The sequence below is a fragment of the Erythrobacter sp. K21-9 genome, from assembly GCF_055808355.1.
Genome location: NZ_CM147866.1, coordinates 1405319 through 1420080, shown reverse-complemented (window position 1 = coordinate 1420080; position 14762 = coordinate 1405319). Strand labels below are relative to the sequence as shown.

The 14762-nt window shown below is 60.3% G+C and carries 14 protein-coding genes; 8 read left to right on the top strand and 6 right to left on the bottom strand.

The features are described from left to right. The first annotated feature begins 433 nt into the window (after nucleotides 1-433). The 5 genes from acsA to AC0L39_RS07130 are packed head-to-tail and all read left to right on the top strand — an operon-like array spanning nucleotide 434 to nucleotide 5506. The gene (acsA, locus tag AC0L39_RS07150) at nucleotides 434-2134 is read left to right on the top strand and encodes an acetate--CoA ligase (protein ID WP_473261880.1); all 1701 of its coding nucleotides are present in this window, start codon (nucleotides 434-436) and stop codon (nucleotides 2132-2134) included. Then, nucleotides 2131-3123 carry a pyruvate dehydrogenase (acetyl-transferring) E1 component subunit alpha gene (pdhA, locus tag AC0L39_RS07145; RefSeq protein WP_473261879.1) on the top strand — a complete coding sequence of 331 codons (993 nt, stop codon included), beginning with the start codon at nucleotides 2131-2133 and terminating at the stop codon, nucleotides 3121-3123. Before acsA ends, pdhA begins: the two co-directional genes overlap by 4 nt. After that, complete coding sequence (locus tag AC0L39_RS07140; RefSeq protein ID WP_473261877.1) at nucleotides 3120-4094, top strand: alpha-ketoacid dehydrogenase subunit beta; 975 nt, start codon at nucleotides 3120-3122, stop codon at nucleotides 4092-4094. The genes pdhA and AC0L39_RS07140 overlap by 4 nt, the downstream gene beginning before the upstream one ends. Before the next feature lie 18 nt (nucleotides 4095-4112). Beyond that, nucleotides 4113-5261: a dihydrolipoamide acetyltransferase family protein gene (locus AC0L39_RS07135; RefSeq protein ID WP_473261876.1), complete on the top strand. Its 1149-nt coding sequence runs from the start codon at nucleotides 4113-4115 to the stop codon at nucleotides 5259-5261. Continuing rightward, a complete protein-coding gene (locus AC0L39_RS07130) occupies nucleotides 5258-5506 on the top strand; it encodes an acyl carrier protein (RefSeq protein WP_473261874.1) in 249 nt (82 codons plus the stop codon). Before AC0L39_RS07135 ends, AC0L39_RS07130 begins: the two co-directional genes overlap by 4 nt. 110 nt (nucleotides 5507-5616) lie before the next feature. On the opposite strand, the gene lptB is transcribed toward AC0L39_RS07130, so the two are convergent. The 6 genes from lptB to AC0L39_RS07100 form a co-directional block, all read right to left on the bottom strand. Further along, on the bottom strand, nucleotides 5617-6390 hold the full coding sequence (lptB, locus tag AC0L39_RS07125; protein WP_473261872.1) for an LPS export ABC transporter ATP-binding protein: 774 nt from the start codon (nucleotides 6388-6390) through the stop codon (nucleotides 5617-5619). Between the two features lie 133 nt (nucleotides 6391-6523). Next, nucleotides 6524-7600 carry an NAD(P)-dependent alcohol dehydrogenase gene (locus AC0L39_RS07120; RefSeq protein ID WP_473261870.1) on the bottom strand — a complete coding sequence of 359 codons (1077 nt, stop codon included), beginning with the start codon at nucleotides 7598-7600 and terminating at the stop codon, nucleotides 6524-6526. 59 nt (nucleotides 7601-7659) lie between these two features. Beyond that, nucleotides 7660-8592 carry a 1-phosphofructokinase family hexose kinase gene (locus AC0L39_RS07115; protein ID WP_473261868.1) on the bottom strand — a complete coding sequence of 311 codons (933 nt, stop codon included), beginning with the start codon at nucleotides 8590-8592 and terminating at the stop codon, nucleotides 7660-7662. Then, entirely contained in the window at nucleotides 8589-9164 is a 576-nt protein-coding gene (locus tag AC0L39_RS07110) for a putative PEP-binding protein (RefSeq protein ID WP_473262309.1), read from the bottom strand. Before AC0L39_RS07110 ends, AC0L39_RS07115 begins: the two co-directional genes overlap by 4 nt. Continuing rightward, entirely contained in the window at nucleotides 9083-11008 is a 1926-nt protein-coding gene (gene ppsA, locus AC0L39_RS07105; protein WP_473261867.1) for a phosphoenolpyruvate synthase, read from the bottom strand. The genes AC0L39_RS07110 and ppsA overlap by 82 nt, the downstream gene beginning before the upstream one ends. 49 nt (nucleotides 11009-11057) lie before the next feature. Next, a complete protein-coding gene (locus AC0L39_RS07100) occupies nucleotides 11058-11498 on the bottom strand; it encodes a DUF2267 domain-containing protein (RefSeq protein WP_473261865.1) in 441 nt (146 codons plus the stop codon). A 146-nt stretch (nucleotides 11499-11644) separates the two neighbouring features. Here AC0L39_RS07100 and AC0L39_RS07095 point away from each other — a divergent pair, with 146 nt between their 5' ends. From AC0L39_RS07095 to AC0L39_RS07085, 3 genes are read left to right on the top strand one after another with little or no spacing between them, the layout of a single operon-like run. Further along, nucleotides 11645-12682, top strand: a complete 1038-nt coding sequence (locus AC0L39_RS07095) for a sodium:calcium antiporter (protein WP_473261863.1) — start codon at nucleotides 11645-11647, stop codon at nucleotides 12680-12682. 59 nt (nucleotides 12683-12741) lie between these two features. Further along, nucleotides 12742-13482, top strand: a complete 741-nt coding sequence (locus AC0L39_RS07090; protein ID WP_473261862.1) for an ABC transporter ATP-binding protein — start codon at nucleotides 12742-12744, stop codon at nucleotides 13480-13482. After that, nucleotides 13479-14741, top strand: coding sequence for an ABC transporter permease (locus AC0L39_RS07085; RefSeq protein WP_473261861.1), 1263 nt, complete (start codon nucleotides 13479-13481; stop codon nucleotides 14739-14741). The genes AC0L39_RS07090 and AC0L39_RS07085 overlap by 4 nt, the downstream gene beginning before the upstream one ends. Nucleotides 14742-14762 lie beyond the last annotated feature (21 nt).

The window sequence follows — 14762 nt, the reverse complement described above, 5'->3', positions numbered from 1 at the left end:
AGGGGTCTCATCGAGACACGCCAACAAGCGCGGCACGAACCTTCGCAATCCGCTCGTTTCTTTCAAATTGAACGGCAGCCGTCCTGCCAACCGGGGGCAGGTTCTCAGTCTTTTGTGGTGCGGGTTCGCGGCTGGCGTACATCTGTTCCTCCTTCGAAAAGGCAGACGCGCCCTTCCTGCACAACCGACAATGCGGCGCGAGGAGCCACCGGCTCTATACGCAACCTCCCGTAAAGGAGCGACGAGCCGAGCAGCAGATGAGATAAGCGCGGGCCTTTTCGGTGTTGGCAAGCGCGACCTCGGGACATTCCGTAGTTACCCGCGAGGAACGAGGGCTCATCACCGTGCGAGACAACGACGCCGCGATCAGGGAAAAAGCGCTTTGCCCTACGAGCCCATCCGTAAATCCGAACAAACAAAACGCGCGGCGGTCATGCGTGACTACGATAGCGCCAGCAGCACGATAGGCTGGGATACCTTCAGGGACTGGCTGGATAGCGAAGCAGGCAGTTGGCTCAATATCGGCTACGAAGCGGTCGATCGTCATGTGGTCGAAGGCCGCGGCACGAAGGAAGCGATCCGCTGGATAGGCAAGAATGGTGAGCGCAAGAGCTTCACCTATGCCGATCTGGAGCGCGAAACCGACCGGTTTGCGCGGATTCTGGCGAATCATGGGCTTGGCAAAGGTACGAAGGTCTATTCCCTGCTAGGCCGCGCGCCTGAACTGTACATCGCCGCTCTCGGGACGCTGAAAGCGGGCGGTGTCTTTTGCCCCCTCTATTCGGCATTCGGGCCCGAACCGGTACGCTCGCGCCTGGAGATCGGCGAGGCCAATGTGCTTCTCGCCTCACCGCGCGATTACGAAAAGAAGGTGGCCGCGGCGCGCGCTGATCTGCCCCATTTGACGCATGTTTTCCTGACCCCGAGCGCCGAACAGCCACCCGCAGGCACGATTGACCTCACAAGGGCATTGACTGAAACGGAGCCTCGCTTTGAATGCGTTCAGACCGATCCGGAAGACGTGGCGCTACTCCATTTCACCAGCGGAACGACTGGCAAGCCCAAGGGCGTGGTCCATGTTCACGAAGCGGTAGTGATGCACAACGCAACCGGGCGCATCGCGCTCGACCTCAGGGAGGACGACGTCTTCTGGTGCACCGCCGATCCTGGGTGGGTCACGGGAACATCCTATGGCATCATCGCCCCACTGTGTGCGGGGGTCACAATGGTGATCGACGAAGCCGAATTCGATGCCGAGCGCTGGTATGCGCTGCTCGAACGCGAGGAGGTCACCGTCTGGTACACCGCGCCTACCGCCATCCGCCTGCTGATGCGCGCCGGCGCGGAGATCGCGCGGCGATACGACCTTTCGCACTTGCACTTTCTGGCGAGCGTGGGCGAACCGCTCAATCCCGAAGCGGTCGTGTGGAGCAACGAGGTGTTCGGCATGCCCTTCCACGACAATTGGTGGCAGAGTGAGACCGGCGGCATCATGATCGCCAATTACGCATCGATGGACGTGAAGCCCGGATCGATGGGTAAGCCCCTTCCAGGCATCGAAGCTGCGATCCTCGACACTGATGGGGACATGGTGCGCGTGATCGACGAGCCGATGCTGCCGGGACATCTCGCGCTGCGTCCAGGTTGGCCGTCGATGTTCCGCACCTATCTCGGCCAACAGGAGCGTTACGAGAAGTCCTTCCGCGACGGCTGGTATCTCAGCGGCGATCTGGCGATGCGCGACGACGACGGATATTTCTGGTTCGTCGGACGCGCCGACGATGTGATCAAGTCCGCTGGTCACCTGATCGGTCCGTTCGAGGTCGAAAGCGCCTTGGTCGAACATCCGGCGGTGGCCGAAGCGGCGGTGATCGGCGTACCCGACGAGCGGGCTGGCGAGATCGTCAAGGCTTTCGTCACGCTACACTCTGGGTTCGAGGAGAGTGAAGATTTGCGGCGCGAGCTGCTCGGCCACGCGCGCAAGAAACTGGGTGCAGCGATCGCGCCGCGCCAGATCGAGATCGCCGATGACTTGCCGCGCACCCGCTCCGGCAAGATCATGCGGCGGCTCTTGAAGGCACGCGAGCTGGGCCTTCCCGAAGGCGATACATCGACCTTGGAAAAAGTCGCATGAGCGAGAGGACAACCAAGATTCATCTCAATCGCGAGCATTGCCGCAAGCTCCTGCACCAGATGCTGCGCATTCGCCGCTTCGAGGAGAAATGCGCCGAACTTTACACGCAGGAGAAAATCCGGGGCTTCCTGCACCTTTATATCGGCGAAGAGGCGGTTGCGACGGGCGTAATGGAAGCACTCGACCCCGACGATGCGGTGGTCGCCACCTACCGCGAGCACGGCCATGCGCTGCTCAAAGGCGTTAGCGCCAATGCCATCATGGCGGAGATGTACGGCAAGCAGGAGGGGTGCAGCCGGGGTCGCGGCGGTTCGATGCATCTGTTCGACGCGGCCACGCGTTTCTACGGCGGAAATGCTATCGTCGCCGGTGGCCTCCCCATCGCGGTCGGGCTCGCGCTTGCGGACAAGCTCGCTGGTCGCGACCGGGTGACAGCCTGCTTCTTCGGTGAAGGCGCCGCCGCAGAGGGCGAATTCCACGAAAGTCTCAACCTCGCCGCCTTGTGGCGATTGCCTGTGCTTTTCGTGTGCGAAAACAATCTTTACGCCATGGGGACAGCTCTGGAACTGTCCGAATCCGAAACGGACATCAGCGCCAAGGCTGCCAGTTACAACATGACCTCCGAACCGGTCGACGGGATGGACGTTGTCGCTGTGGAAGTGGCTTCGCGGCGAGCCGTCGCGGCAATCCGCAAAACCGGGGCACCGCATTTCCTCGAATGCCGCACCTACCGTTTTCGCGCGCACTCCATGTACGATCCGCAGCTCTACCGCGCCAAGGAAGAAGTCGAGGAGTGGAAGGGCAAAGGTCCGATCCTGCGTTTCCGTAAGTGGGCATTGAGCGCGGGGGGACTGCGCGACGAGGATGTCGAGGAAGTTGAATCGGAGGTCGAGCGGGAAGTGGCCGAAGCGGTGGCATTCGCCGAGGCTGGCACCTGGGAGCCGGTCGAGGACCTCATGCGCGATGCCGGCGCGGAGAAGCGCATATGACCACGCTCACCTATCGCGAGGCGATGCGCGGTGCCATCCGCAAGGCGATGCAGGAAGATGACCGCGTCTTTCTGATGGGCGAGGACGTCGGTCATTACGGCGGGTGTTATGCCGTATCGAAAGGCCTTCTTGACGAATTCGGCCCCGAGCGCATCCGCGACACACCGCTGTCAGAAAGCGGCTTTACCGGAGCGGGTATCGGTGCGGCGATGGGCGGAATGCGCCCGATCGTCGAGGTGATGACCTGCAATTTCTCGCTGCTCTCGCTCGACCAGATCATGAACAATGCCGCGACAATCCGGCACATGTCGGGAGGGCAATTCAATGTGCCCGTGGTAATCCGCATGGCGACCGGTGGCGGACGACAACTTGCCGCTCAGCACTCGCACAGTCTCGAGGGGTGGTATGCGCATATTCCCGGCATCCGCGCGCTTGCCCCGGCGACAGTGGAGGATGCGGCCGGAATGCTCGGCCCCGCGCTTGAAGACCCTGACCCGGTGCTGATCTTCGAAAACGCACTCCTGTATAATGAAAGCGCCGATGTCGCCGAACCGGTTGTGGTAGATATCGATCGCGCGAAGATCCGACGCGAGGGAAGCGACCTCACGCTCGTTACCTATGGCGGATCGTTGGGAAAGACGCTGGCCGCAGCCGAAGAACTCCGATCTGATGGGGTCGCCGCCGAAGTGATCGACCTGCGCGTCCTGCGCCCGCTCGACGATGCTACCATCCTTGCCAGTCTTGCCAAGACGCGGCGCTGCGTCATCGTCGATGAAGGTTGGCGCTCGGGCAGCCTCTCGGCGGAAATCATGGCGCGGATCGTCGAGCAGGGCTTCTGGAACCTTGATGCACCCTTGTTGCGGGTTTGCAGCGAGGAGGTGCCGGTTCCCTATGCGAGACATCTCGAAGAGGCCGCCTTGCCGAGCATCGCCAAAATTGTTGCCGCAGGGCTGGCGGCAATGGGGCGCTGAGCGATGGGGGTTTTCACCATGCCTTCGCTCGGTGCCGATATGGCTGCTGGAACGCTCGTCGAATGGCTCAAGCAAACGGGCGATGCGGTCGAACAGGGCGATATCGTAGCTGTGGTCGAGACCGACAAGGGCGCGATCGAAGTCGAAGTTTTCGAAGACGGAACGATCGAGGAATTGCTGGTCGAAGCGGGCGCAAGCGTTCCAGTGGGTGCGCCTTTGGCAAGGATCAAGAGAGCCGGTGAAGCGATTGCCGAAGCCGGACCATCGCCTGCGCCGACCGAAGCAGTCTCGCCCCAACCTGCTCCGGAAAAACCCGTGGCTGCTACCGCGAAAATCGGGTTTCAGTCAAAAGCCCGTGCTTCGCCCGCAGCCCGCAAGCTGGCCAGAGAACGCAACATCGATCTCACCTCGATAAACGGTTCCGGACCTGAAGGGGCGATCCAGCTTGCCGATGTCGAAGCCGTTTCGAAGGTACCCGGGCCAGGCGCCGCGCCCGGGCCGGACCTGTCCGCAATGCGCCGCGCGATCGCTGCAGCTATGGCGCGTTCGAAACGCGAAATTCCTCACTATTATCTAACCCATTCCTTCGAAATCTCCCAAGCGCTGGAATGGCTGGATCGCTACAATGCCGGCCGCGCTCCACCAGAGCGCCTGATTCTTGGCGCGTTGCTGCTCAAGGCAGTTGCGCTTGCGCTGGTCGAATTTTCGGAATTCAACGGACATTTGGACAAGGAAGGATACAAGGCCAGCGAGGCCGTGCACCTAGGCAGCGCTATCGCAATTCGCGGCGGCGGATTGGCCGCGCCGTGCATTCGCAATACAGATACGCTCGCGCTGCCTGAATTGATGACGAAACTGCGCGACCTCGTTGCCCGTACCCGGCGTGGCCAATTCCGCTCTTCCGAGATCAGCGATGGCACCGCAACCGTTTCAAGCCTTGGCGAACGCGGGGTGGAGAGCCTGTTACCGATCATTTATCCGCCACAAGTCACGATAATCGGCTTCGGCAGCGTGGTGCAACGGCCTTGGCCACACGATGATGAACTGGTTGTGCGCCCGGTTCTCACCACGACGCTGGCGGGAGATCACCGAGCAAATGACGGGCATCGCGGGGCCTTGTTGTTGCGTCGGGTCGAGGCGCAGTTAAACGACCCGGAGACCTTATGAACCTGTCCGAGGCCCGCGCGATCGTGATCGAGGAGATCGAGACACTTGCACCGGATGTTGCACCGATATCTATCGGTGATGAGGAGGATGTCCGCGAGGCGCTCGACCTCGACTCAATGGACATCTTCAACCTCATCGCCGCGCTGCATCAGCGGCTCGGTGTCAATATTCCAGACGCCGATGCCGCAAGGTTCGTGAGGATCGGTACTGCGGCGCGTTGGCTGGCAGACCATGTCGACGGATAGCGGCGCAGATCGGGCCCCCAAATCATCATCCGCAAAACCGCACTCTACCCGCTTTTGCCTCTGTCTTCCGTCCAATCGGCACGCAGCGTAAGACACGCTCGCTCAGCCCACTATTCGCGCTTGCCCAGATAACGAGCGATTACATTGTCGTCCTTGAGCAATTGATCCGGTGATCCTGAGAAGACCATGACACCATCGTCGAGCAGGTAAGCCCGGTCGATCACTTCGATCATCTCGGGCACGTTCTGGTCGGTTAGCAAGACACCTATGCCGCGCGCCTTGAAGTCCAGAATCATCTCCTTGATGCTTGCGATCGTAAGCGGATCGATCCCTGCGAAAGGTTCATCAAGCAGTATGAAGGATGGATTCAAAGCCAGGGCACGCGCCACTTCGCAACGCCGCCGCTCGCCACCGGAAAGCGCAGTTGCTGCAGCGTCACGCAGATGCTCGATCCGCAGATCGCAAAGCAATGCTTCCAATCGCTGACTGCGCGCGCTTTCATCGGGTTCGACGATTTCGAGCATCGCTCTGATATTCCCCGCAACGGTGAGACCACGAAAGATCGAAGGCTGCTCCGGTAAATAGCCGAGCCCGAGAAGCGCACGTCGATAAAAAGGAAGCCGCGAGATATCGCGATCACCCAGCATGATCCGCCCCATATCACACATTATCAGGCCAAGAATGCAGTAGAACGTGACAGTCTTGCCGGCACCGTCGCGGTACGAACATGCCCACAACCTCCCCCTGCCCACTTGCAATGAAACCCCTCTTAAAACCTCGCGTTTGCCGAAGGACTTGTGGATCTCGACAACTTCGAGGACATCAAGGTTCGTCTCTGCATCAGCGATTCGGCTGCGTGTGTGTTGCTGGAGGAGCATATTCATGCGTGATCGCTCACGGTTAGCTGATCCGCTCCCTCAACCTGGGATCCATTGGTTGGACCATGACATGGCCCCGGATTGCAGCGTTTTGATCCAACAGCCAGCACAAGCGCTCGCGGATTTGTCACTGCAACCACTAAGCCCTGATCGCTACCTTCAACACGCCATCGCGCTGGTGCGAAAACAGTTCATATGCATCTTCGATCGAGTCCAGCGGATAATGGTGCGTCACCAGCTGCCCCGCATCGACACGGCCCGATGCGACCACATCCATCAATCGCCGCATCCGTTCCTTGCCTCCTGGACATAGTGTTGTGCGGATTGTGTGATCACCAAGGCCAGCAGCGAGTGGTTCCAGCGGGATGGTCAGATCGCCGGAATAAACGCCGAGCGAAGACAGGGTTCCGCCCGGTCGAAGGACACGCATTGCGCCTTCGAATGTCTCCTGCAGGCCGAGCGCTTCGATTGCGACATCGACACCGCGTCCGTCGGTGATTTTCAAGATTTCATCGACCGGATCGACTTTCGCGAAATCGACGATATGGGTCGCACCCATTTTTCGGGCCATTTCCTGTCGTTCAGGAACAGTCTCAACACCTATGATCGTGGTCGCGCCCATCATATGCGCGCCTGCCGTCGCACAAAGGCCGATCGGACCCTGAGCGAAAACGGCAACCGTGTCGCCAATCCTGATCCTGCCCGATTCCGCGCCGCTAAAACCGGTCGACATGATATCCGGGCACATCAGCACCTGTTCGTCGGTCAGCCCGTCGGGTACAGGCGCGAGGTTGGCCATCGCGTCTGGGACGAGGAGATATTCCGCCTGACAACCGTCGATCGTATTGCCAAAACGCCAACCGCCGATGGCCTTGAAGCCATGCTTGCCCTGCCCTCCGCATTGCGCGTGACAGCCGCATAGAGAGGCGTAAGATGTTCCGGATGGCGTGATCGCTCCCGCGATGACGCGTTGGCCTTCTTCATATCCTGTAACAGCCGATCCAAGCTTTTCGATAACGCCCACCGGCTCGTGACCGATGGTCAGCCCCTTCTCGACAGGGTACTCTCCTTTCAGAATATGGACATCGGTGCCGCAGATCGTTGTCGTAGTGATACGGATCAACGCATCGAGAGGACCGACATCGGGGATCGGCTTTTCGCCGAGCACGATCCTTCCGGGTTCGACAAAGATCGCAGCTTTCATGAGTTCGGCCATAGTTTCGCTCCATCGCTCTATTCACGCAGCGAAGATGCTCTCTCATGGCGCGCGGGTAACTACGCAGATCGCCGTAGCTGCCCGGTGTAAATCGCGTCGATATCGTCGACGGCAGCGAGACCCGTACCTGGGGAAATCAAGGCCGCGGCCCCGGCAGCAATGCCGAGCCGGAATGCGTCTTCGTCGCTTTTCCCGGATGCAAGGCCATGCACCATGGCGGCAACGCAGCTGTCCCCGGCCCCGACCGCGCTTTTCGCATCCACGTCAGGTGCGTTCATCACAATTACGCCATCCCTACTCGCCAATACACCCCCGCGCTCTCCCATGCTGATCGCAACGAGCCTGACGCCGCCTTGAGCGACGATTTGCTTCGCCGCTTCGCCGATTACGCCGACATCTGTCAGCTCTTCTCCGATAAGATCCTGAAATTCCCTTAGATTGGGCTTGATAAGCTCCAGCCCGCCAGCTGCTACGGCCTCGGCGAGAGCATCGCCCGATGTATCGAGAACGGTCCGGATGCCTCGCCGGTCGGCGACAGCGGCGGCCTTTGCATAGAAGTTGGAGGGCATGCCGCGCGGGAGCGAACCGCTCATAACGAGGCAATCGCATTTGATTTCCGCGATACGTCGCAGACAAGCGTCACATTCCGCCTCGCTGACTTCCGGGCCAGCGGGAACGATACGGTACTCCTGCCCGCTCGATGCCTCGCAAATCACCGTGCTGATACGGGTTTCGCCCGCAATGGCGACCTTCTCACGCAGCAGTTGATGAAGGTCGAGCAAGGCGTCGAGCGCGATGCCGGTCGATCCGCCTGAAAGATAGACGCAGCGTGCATTTCCGCCCATTCGCACAAACACCCGCGCCACGTTCAAACCGCCGCCACCGGGGTCGACAAGCTGGGGCGGTGCTCGCAGCTTGTCGGTATGCGAAAGTTTCTCGACTGCGTAGGCGACGTCGATGGTCGGATTGAGTGTCAATGTCGCGATGTTCATGATCGGGATGATGCTCCTTCCAGCCCCTCCGCAGGTTTGTTGGACCGTTCCGCAGCAGCGACATGGGTTTTGACCGCGAAAAAGCTGTCGGGCGTCACCGAAATGGAGTCGATCCCGCATTCGACCAGGAATTCCGCGTAATCCGGATGATCGCTTGGCGCCTGTCCGCACAGGCCAACCGACCTCCCATGCTCGTGCGCTTCGGCGATGACATGGCGGATCATCCATTTCACCGCCGGGTCGCGCGCGTCGAATTGGTCCGCCAGCAGCTCGGAATCGCGGTCGATCCCAAGCGTCAGCTGGGTGAGGTCGTTACTTCCGATCGAGAAGCCATCGAAACGCTCTGCAAACTGGGCGGCGAGCACGACATTGCTCGGCACTTCGCACATGACCAGCACTTCAAGACCATCCTTGCCGCGCTCGAGCCCGTTGGCCGCCATTTCGCTAAGCACCCCATCCGCCTCACCGACTGTACGGCAGAACGGCACCATCACGGCGATGTTGGTAAAGCCCATATCCTTACGCAATCTGCGTACGGCACGGCATTCGAGCGCAAACGCTTCCCGGAACAGGGGGAGACATATCGCGATGCGCCGCGAAATCCGAGCATCGGATTCTCCTCGGGCGGCTCGAAGGCCCGGCCTCCGATAAGATCGGCGTATTCGTTCGACTTGAAATCGCTGAAGCGGACTATGGCCTTCTTCGGAAACGTGAGCGCAGCAATCCGCGCCAATCCGCGCGCGAGACGATCGACGAAGAATTCCGAAGGGCATTCAAATCCGCGCGTCAATTGGCGAATCGCCACGCGCTCGTGAGGATCGGCTACGCGCTCAGGCTCCAGCAGAGCCATTGGGTGGACCTTTATGTGATTGGAAATCACGAACTCCACCCGCGTCAGTCCCACACCATCGGTCGGAAGCTTCCACCAGCGGTAAGCAGCGCCGGGATCCGCGAGGTTCAGCATCACCTTCGTGCGCGTGTCGGGGAGCGCCGACAGATCGATGCTCTCTTCCCGAATGTCCGACAGACCCTCGTGTACGAAACCGAGATCCCCCTCGGTGCAATTGACGGTCACCTGCTGGCCGTCCGCAAGGCTCGCTGTCGCGGTGCTGCAACCCACAATCGCAGGAACGCCCAGTTCGCGGCTGACGATAGCGGCGTGAGACGTGCGGCCGCCATGGTCGGTGACGATGGCTGCAGCGCGCTTCATGACCGGCACCCAATCTGGATCGGTTACGCCTGTGACGAGGACAGACCCGTCGACGAAACGCTCAATCTCGTCGGCGCTGGAAATCACACAGACCGGGCCACTGGCCGCTCCAGAACCGATGGCTTGCCCGGTCACACGAACGGTCCCCGGTTCAAGTACCTTTGACGTATGCAAGACATCGGACAGGCTCTGGGCCTGGACGGTCTCGGGGCGCGCCTGCACGATATAGAGATCACCGTCGTGGCCATCTTTGGCCCACTCCATATCCATGGCGCAGCCGTAGTGCTGTTCAATAGTCCTCGCCCAGCGCGCAAGAACAAGGATTTCCTCATCGCTCAGCACCTGGGCCTGACGATCTGCGCTATCGGTATCGACCCAGCGTGTGCCGCTGCCGTCCGGTGCATAAATCAACCTGCGCTGCTTGAGCCCGCATTTTTTCTCGATGACCGGAACGAACCTCTCGTCATCCAGAAGCGGTTTAAAGACGTGGTATTCGTCAGGCTCGACCATTCCTTGCACCACGCTCTCACCCAATCCCCAGGCGGCATTGATGAGCACGACACGGTCAAACCCCGACTCGGTGTCGATCGAAAACATCACACCCGCTCCAGCTTCGTCGGAGCGGATCATCTGCTGAACGCCGATCGAGAGCGCCACCTCCTCATGTGCAAATCCCTTGATCTCGCGGTAGACGATCGCGCGGTCCGTATAGAGGGAAGCAAAGCAGCGTTTGCAGGCTTCCAGCAGGGCCGTTTCTCCACGAATATTGAGAAACGTTTCCTGTTGTCCGGCAAAGCTGGCGTCTGGAAGGTCTTCGGCTGTTGCACTGGAGCGGACAGCCACGCTGGGCTCGCTCTCACCAACTCGAGTGCCGAGCTCGCGATAGGCGGCTAGGATCGCGGAGGCCATGTCCTCCGGCCAATTGCCGCCCAGCATCGCCGCGCGGATCGCTGCTCCAGCCTGCGAAATAGCCGACTTCCCCTCGTGATACTTGGCCAATTCGTCAGCCAGCACCGGTTCGAGGTCATTGAAGGTGAGGTATTCCCGAAAGGCGCTCGCAGTCGTCGCAAAGCCCGGTGGCACGCGAATATCTTTCTTCGCAAGCGCGCCGATCATCTCGCCCAAGGATGCGTTCTTGCCGCCCACAAGCGGCACGTCTTGGCGCGATAGCGTTTCAAACCAGCGAATGGTCTGACCGGCATTCATGATGCGCACCATCTTATGCCGGTAAGCCTTGCCCGCCCCATCCCTGCCCTCAATCTGCCGTCTCTTTCTCAGGCCACATCGCGCGTATCCCATGCGGTAATGCACCGATGACCTTGTCGATCTGACCGCGGGACAAGTGGCGGTCGAGCACGCCGAATACGGCGTGCACGGCATCGCGCGGATCGATGCCCCGGCTCCCACTCAGGCCATCGGAAACCGATACGAGAAACTCCTCTGCGCTGTTGGCCTGTTTGGGAAGTCCGGTGGGATCGAATCTATCATAGAAGGTACCGCGCACGATCATGGGCAATTGCGCCCCGAAATGGGCCGACAATTCGAGAGGCAGATGATCCCGCAAATTCTGCAGAACCACTGAGAGGACCCTCCATGCAAACGCCCGATCCGGTCCGATCTCTGACTGAATTTCTCCAAGCCAGATCGCAGTCGATTGGAGGGATTTGTCGAACAGGGGAAGTATTGTTGTGCTCATGACGATCTCCGAGTTTGCCCCGCGAAAGGGAGGAAATGTCGGAAATTATGGTCGGGCGGGGGGCGCGTAACTACGCAATCCTCCGAGGGTCGCTCGGTGAGACTGTAGCCACGGGCATCTACGGATACAGATGACCGAAGAGAAGGATGATGGTCGGACCCATGAGCATTCTCTGGCAAACGGCCTTCGTCTTTGTCCTTGCCGCTGCGGCGGTGTGGTGGGCGGGAACGCGACTCCCGGCCTATGTCGTCGCGCTCAGCGACAAAACAGGCGTTGGACAGGGGCTGGCTGGGATGCTCGTGCTCGGCGGGATTACTTCGCTCCCAGAGCTCGCCACCGGAACCACGGCGGCAGCCATCGGCGCGCCGCTGCTCTCGCTCAACGACATATTGGGCAGCGCGAGCATCAATTTGCTGTTGCTGGCGCTCGCAGATATGACCCTTGGCGCCCGCCCGCTGACCTCGGTCGTGGCGCGGCCCGTCACTCTCATTCAGGGCGTTCTGGGTATGACCCTGTTCGCCTTGGTCGGCGCTGCAATCGGTATCGGCGAAGGAGACTTCGGTGGCCCTGTAAGCCTCTGGTCGGTTGCAATTTTCGGCTGCGTCCTGATCGCGCTGGTGGTTTCCGGTCGCGCGGAAAAACGACCGATGTGGCAAGTGGTCAATCCGCCCGATCTGGAAGTCGCCGAAGAGACACGTCAAAAATCGATCTCGACTAGAAAACTTGCATTGGTCCTCGCGGGATTGGCATCGGTCATTCTGGTGGGCGGTGTGGCGCTCGCCAATGCCGGTGATACCATCGCGCGGGAAACGGGGCTCGGCACAAGCGTCGTCGGCCTGCTTATCATTGCCGCAGCGACCTCTCTCCCCGAGGCAAGCGCGATTGTCGGGGCGATGCGTCACAAACGCTACGAACTGGCGATCGGCGAGATCTTCGGCTCGAACATGTTCAACCTCGCGATCATCCTCGCGATCGACTTGGTCGCGCCCGGTCAGGGTGTGATCGAGCGGGCGGGCGGTTTCGAGATCGCCGCCGCAATGCTCGCGCTGGTGCTGACAGGGATTTTCGTGATCGGCCTGATCGAACGACGCGATCGCGTGGTCTTTCGCATGGGTCAGGATTCGATTGCAGCGATATGTGTTTACCTAGGCGGTGTCGCTCTACTTTTGTCTCTCGCGCGTTAGCGATCACACCTGCGGCATTTACGTAAAGCGCCTCGATCCGCCTCCGCTATTCTGAAGCGATGCATGTCGATGCCCAGAAAGATGCAACACTGCTGGAGCGGAACGCCTTCTCCGGACGCGATCTTCGCAAGATCTATGTCACCGGCGAAACGGAAGTGCACGCCTTGCGCGGGGTCGATTTCGACATATGCGAGGGTGAAGTACTGGTGCTCCTCGGGCCATCGGGAAGCGGCAAGTCGACCCTGCTCAACATCGTTGGCGGGCTGGATCGACCGACATCCGGAACGCTTCACTATCGAGACACCGAGTTGACGGCGCTCGACGATCACGATCTCACCCGCTTTCGCCGCGCGCACATGGGCTTCATCTTTCAGTTCTACAATCTGATCCCCAGCCTGACCGCAGAGGAAAACGTCCGCCTTGTCACCGACATTGCGGACGATCCGATGGACCCAGCCGACGCGCTTGCGCTGGTAGGATTGGCTGAACGAAAACACCACTATCCCGCTCAGCTATCAGGCGGGGAGCAACAACGCGTCGCCGTCGCCCGTGCGATCGCCAAGCAGCCCGGCGTGCTCCTTTGCGACGAGCCCACCGGCGCTCTCGACAGTCAGACGGGCGTGCGCGTGCTGGAGACGCTTGAGGCTGCCAATCGCGATCTCAACACCACGCTCCTCATCATCACACACAATGCCGGCATTGCTGCAATGGCAGACCGAGTGTTTCATTTCCTCGACGGCAGGATCGCGCGGATCGAGACCAACACGCACCGCATCCATCCCTCGGAGATCAGCTGGTGAAGGCGCTCGACCTCAAGCTGGTGCGCGATCTGTGGCGCATGCGCGGTCAGGCATTTGCGATTGCCATCGTGCTTGCTGCGGCCTCTGCCACCTTCATTCTGTCGATGGGGGTCCACCGCTCGTTATACGAGACCCGCGAGGCCTATTATTCGGAGAACAATTTCGGCGACGTCTTCGCCAACATGACTCGCGCGCCGCGCAGCATCGTCGACCGGGTCGCTGCGCTTGAAGGCGCGCAGCAAGCGCAGGGGTCGATACTGCAATATGCGATCCTGGATTTCCCCGACCGGGTCGAAGCGGTCCGCGCCCTGCTGCAATCGGTCGACGAACGCGGGCGCGACCGGATCAACCTCGTCACATTGAAAACGGGGCGGATGCCGGCACTCGATGCTCCGGGTGAAGTCGTGGTCGACAACGCCTTCGCGGTTGCAAACGATGTCGGTCCGGGCGACGAATTCGACGCGATCATCTATGGCCGCAAGCAAAGATTGCGGATCGTCGGCGTCGGCTTCGCCCCGAACTACGTCAATGCGCTTGCGCCTGGCGACATCGTGCCCGACGACACGCGCTTCGGCGTGTTCTGGATGGGCGAGGAAGCGCTCGAGGCAGCAACGGACAGAACCGAAGCAATCAACGCGCTCTCTGTGAAATTGCAACGGAACGCGTCCTTGCAAGATGTCATTCGCGGGGTCGACCGAATTCTGGGGCCATATGGAGGCACCGGTGCCTATGGCCGCGACGATCATCCAAGCCACGTCTTCCTCGACAGCGAACTCGATCAGCTTGAGGCGATGGTCACGATATTTCCTCCGGTGTTCCTGTTGGTCGCGACATTCCTTGTCTACGTCGTGCTTGGCAGGATGATCCGAACTCAGCGTTCGCTCATCGGCCTCTTCAAGGCTTTTGGCTATTCGGACATCGCAATAGCCGGACACTACCTCAAATTCGCTATTGCCATCGCAATTCTGGCGACCATCCTGGGGGCGTTGTGCGGAGTTTGGATGGCTCGCTCGCTGACCGAACTTTACGCGCGCTACTATCACTTCCCGATCCTGCGTTTTAGTTTCGCGCCGAGCGTATTTCTTGGAGCGAGTGCGCTCGCCATCGCCTCTGCCAGCATAGGCGCGATCAGCGGAGTGTGGTCGGCAGCGCGGCTGACACCGGCTGTTGCCATGTCGCCGCCCCCTCCCCCATATACCGTGCCGGTGCTATTGAACGTCTGGGCCAGAAAGCAGGGTTTACCGCAATCGGTCACATGATCGTGCGGCATATCGCACGCT

What these genes read in the sequence shown, in the direction of transcription:
- AC0L39_RS07115 (WP_473261868.1), bottom strand. Translation starts at nt 8,592, where the DNA reads ATGAACATCGCGACATTGACACTCAATCCGACCATCGACGTCGCCTAC.
- pdhA (WP_473261879.1), top strand. Translation starts at nt 2,131, where the DNA reads ATGAGCGAGAGGACAACCAAGATTCATCTCAATCGCGAGCATTGCCGC.
- AC0L39_RS07135 (WP_473261876.1), top strand. Translation starts at nt 4,113, where the DNA reads ATGCCTTCGCTCGGTGCCGATATGGCTGCTGGAACGCTCGTCGAATGG.
- AC0L39_RS07090 (WP_473261862.1), top strand. Translation starts at nt 12,742, where the DNA reads ATGCATGTCGATGCCCAGAAAGATGCAACACTGCTGGAGCGGAACGCC.
- AC0L39_RS07120 (WP_473261870.1), bottom strand. Translation starts at nt 7,600, where the DNA reads ATGGCCGAACTCATGAAAGCTGCGATCTTTGTCGAACCCGGAAGGATC.
- AC0L39_RS07100 (WP_473261865.1), bottom strand. Translation starts at nt 11,498, where the DNA reads ATGAGCACAACAATACTTCCCCTGTTCGACAAATCCCTCCAATCGACT.
- AC0L39_RS07095 (WP_473261863.1), top strand. Translation starts at nt 11,645, where the DNA reads ATGATGGTCGGACCCATGAGCATTCTCTGGCAAACGGCCTTCGTCTTT.
- acsA (WP_473261880.1), top strand. Translation starts at nt 434, where the DNA reads ATGCGTGACTACGATAGCGCCAGCAGCACGATAGGCTGGGATACCTTC.
- ppsA (WP_473261867.1), bottom strand. Translation starts at nt 11,008, where the DNA reads ATGAATGCCGGTCAGACCATTCGCTGGTTTGAAACGCTATCGCGCCAA.
- AC0L39_RS07140 (WP_473261877.1), top strand. Translation starts at nt 3,120, where the DNA reads ATGACCACGCTCACCTATCGCGAGGCGATGCGCGGTGCCATCCGCAAG.
- lptB (WP_473261872.1), bottom strand. Translation starts at nt 6,390, where the DNA reads ATGAATATGCTCCTCCAGCAACACACACGCAGCCGAATCGCTGATGCA.
- AC0L39_RS07130 (WP_473261874.1), top strand. Translation starts at nt 5,258, where the DNA reads ATGAACCTGTCCGAGGCCCGCGCGATCGTGATCGAGGAGATCGAGACA.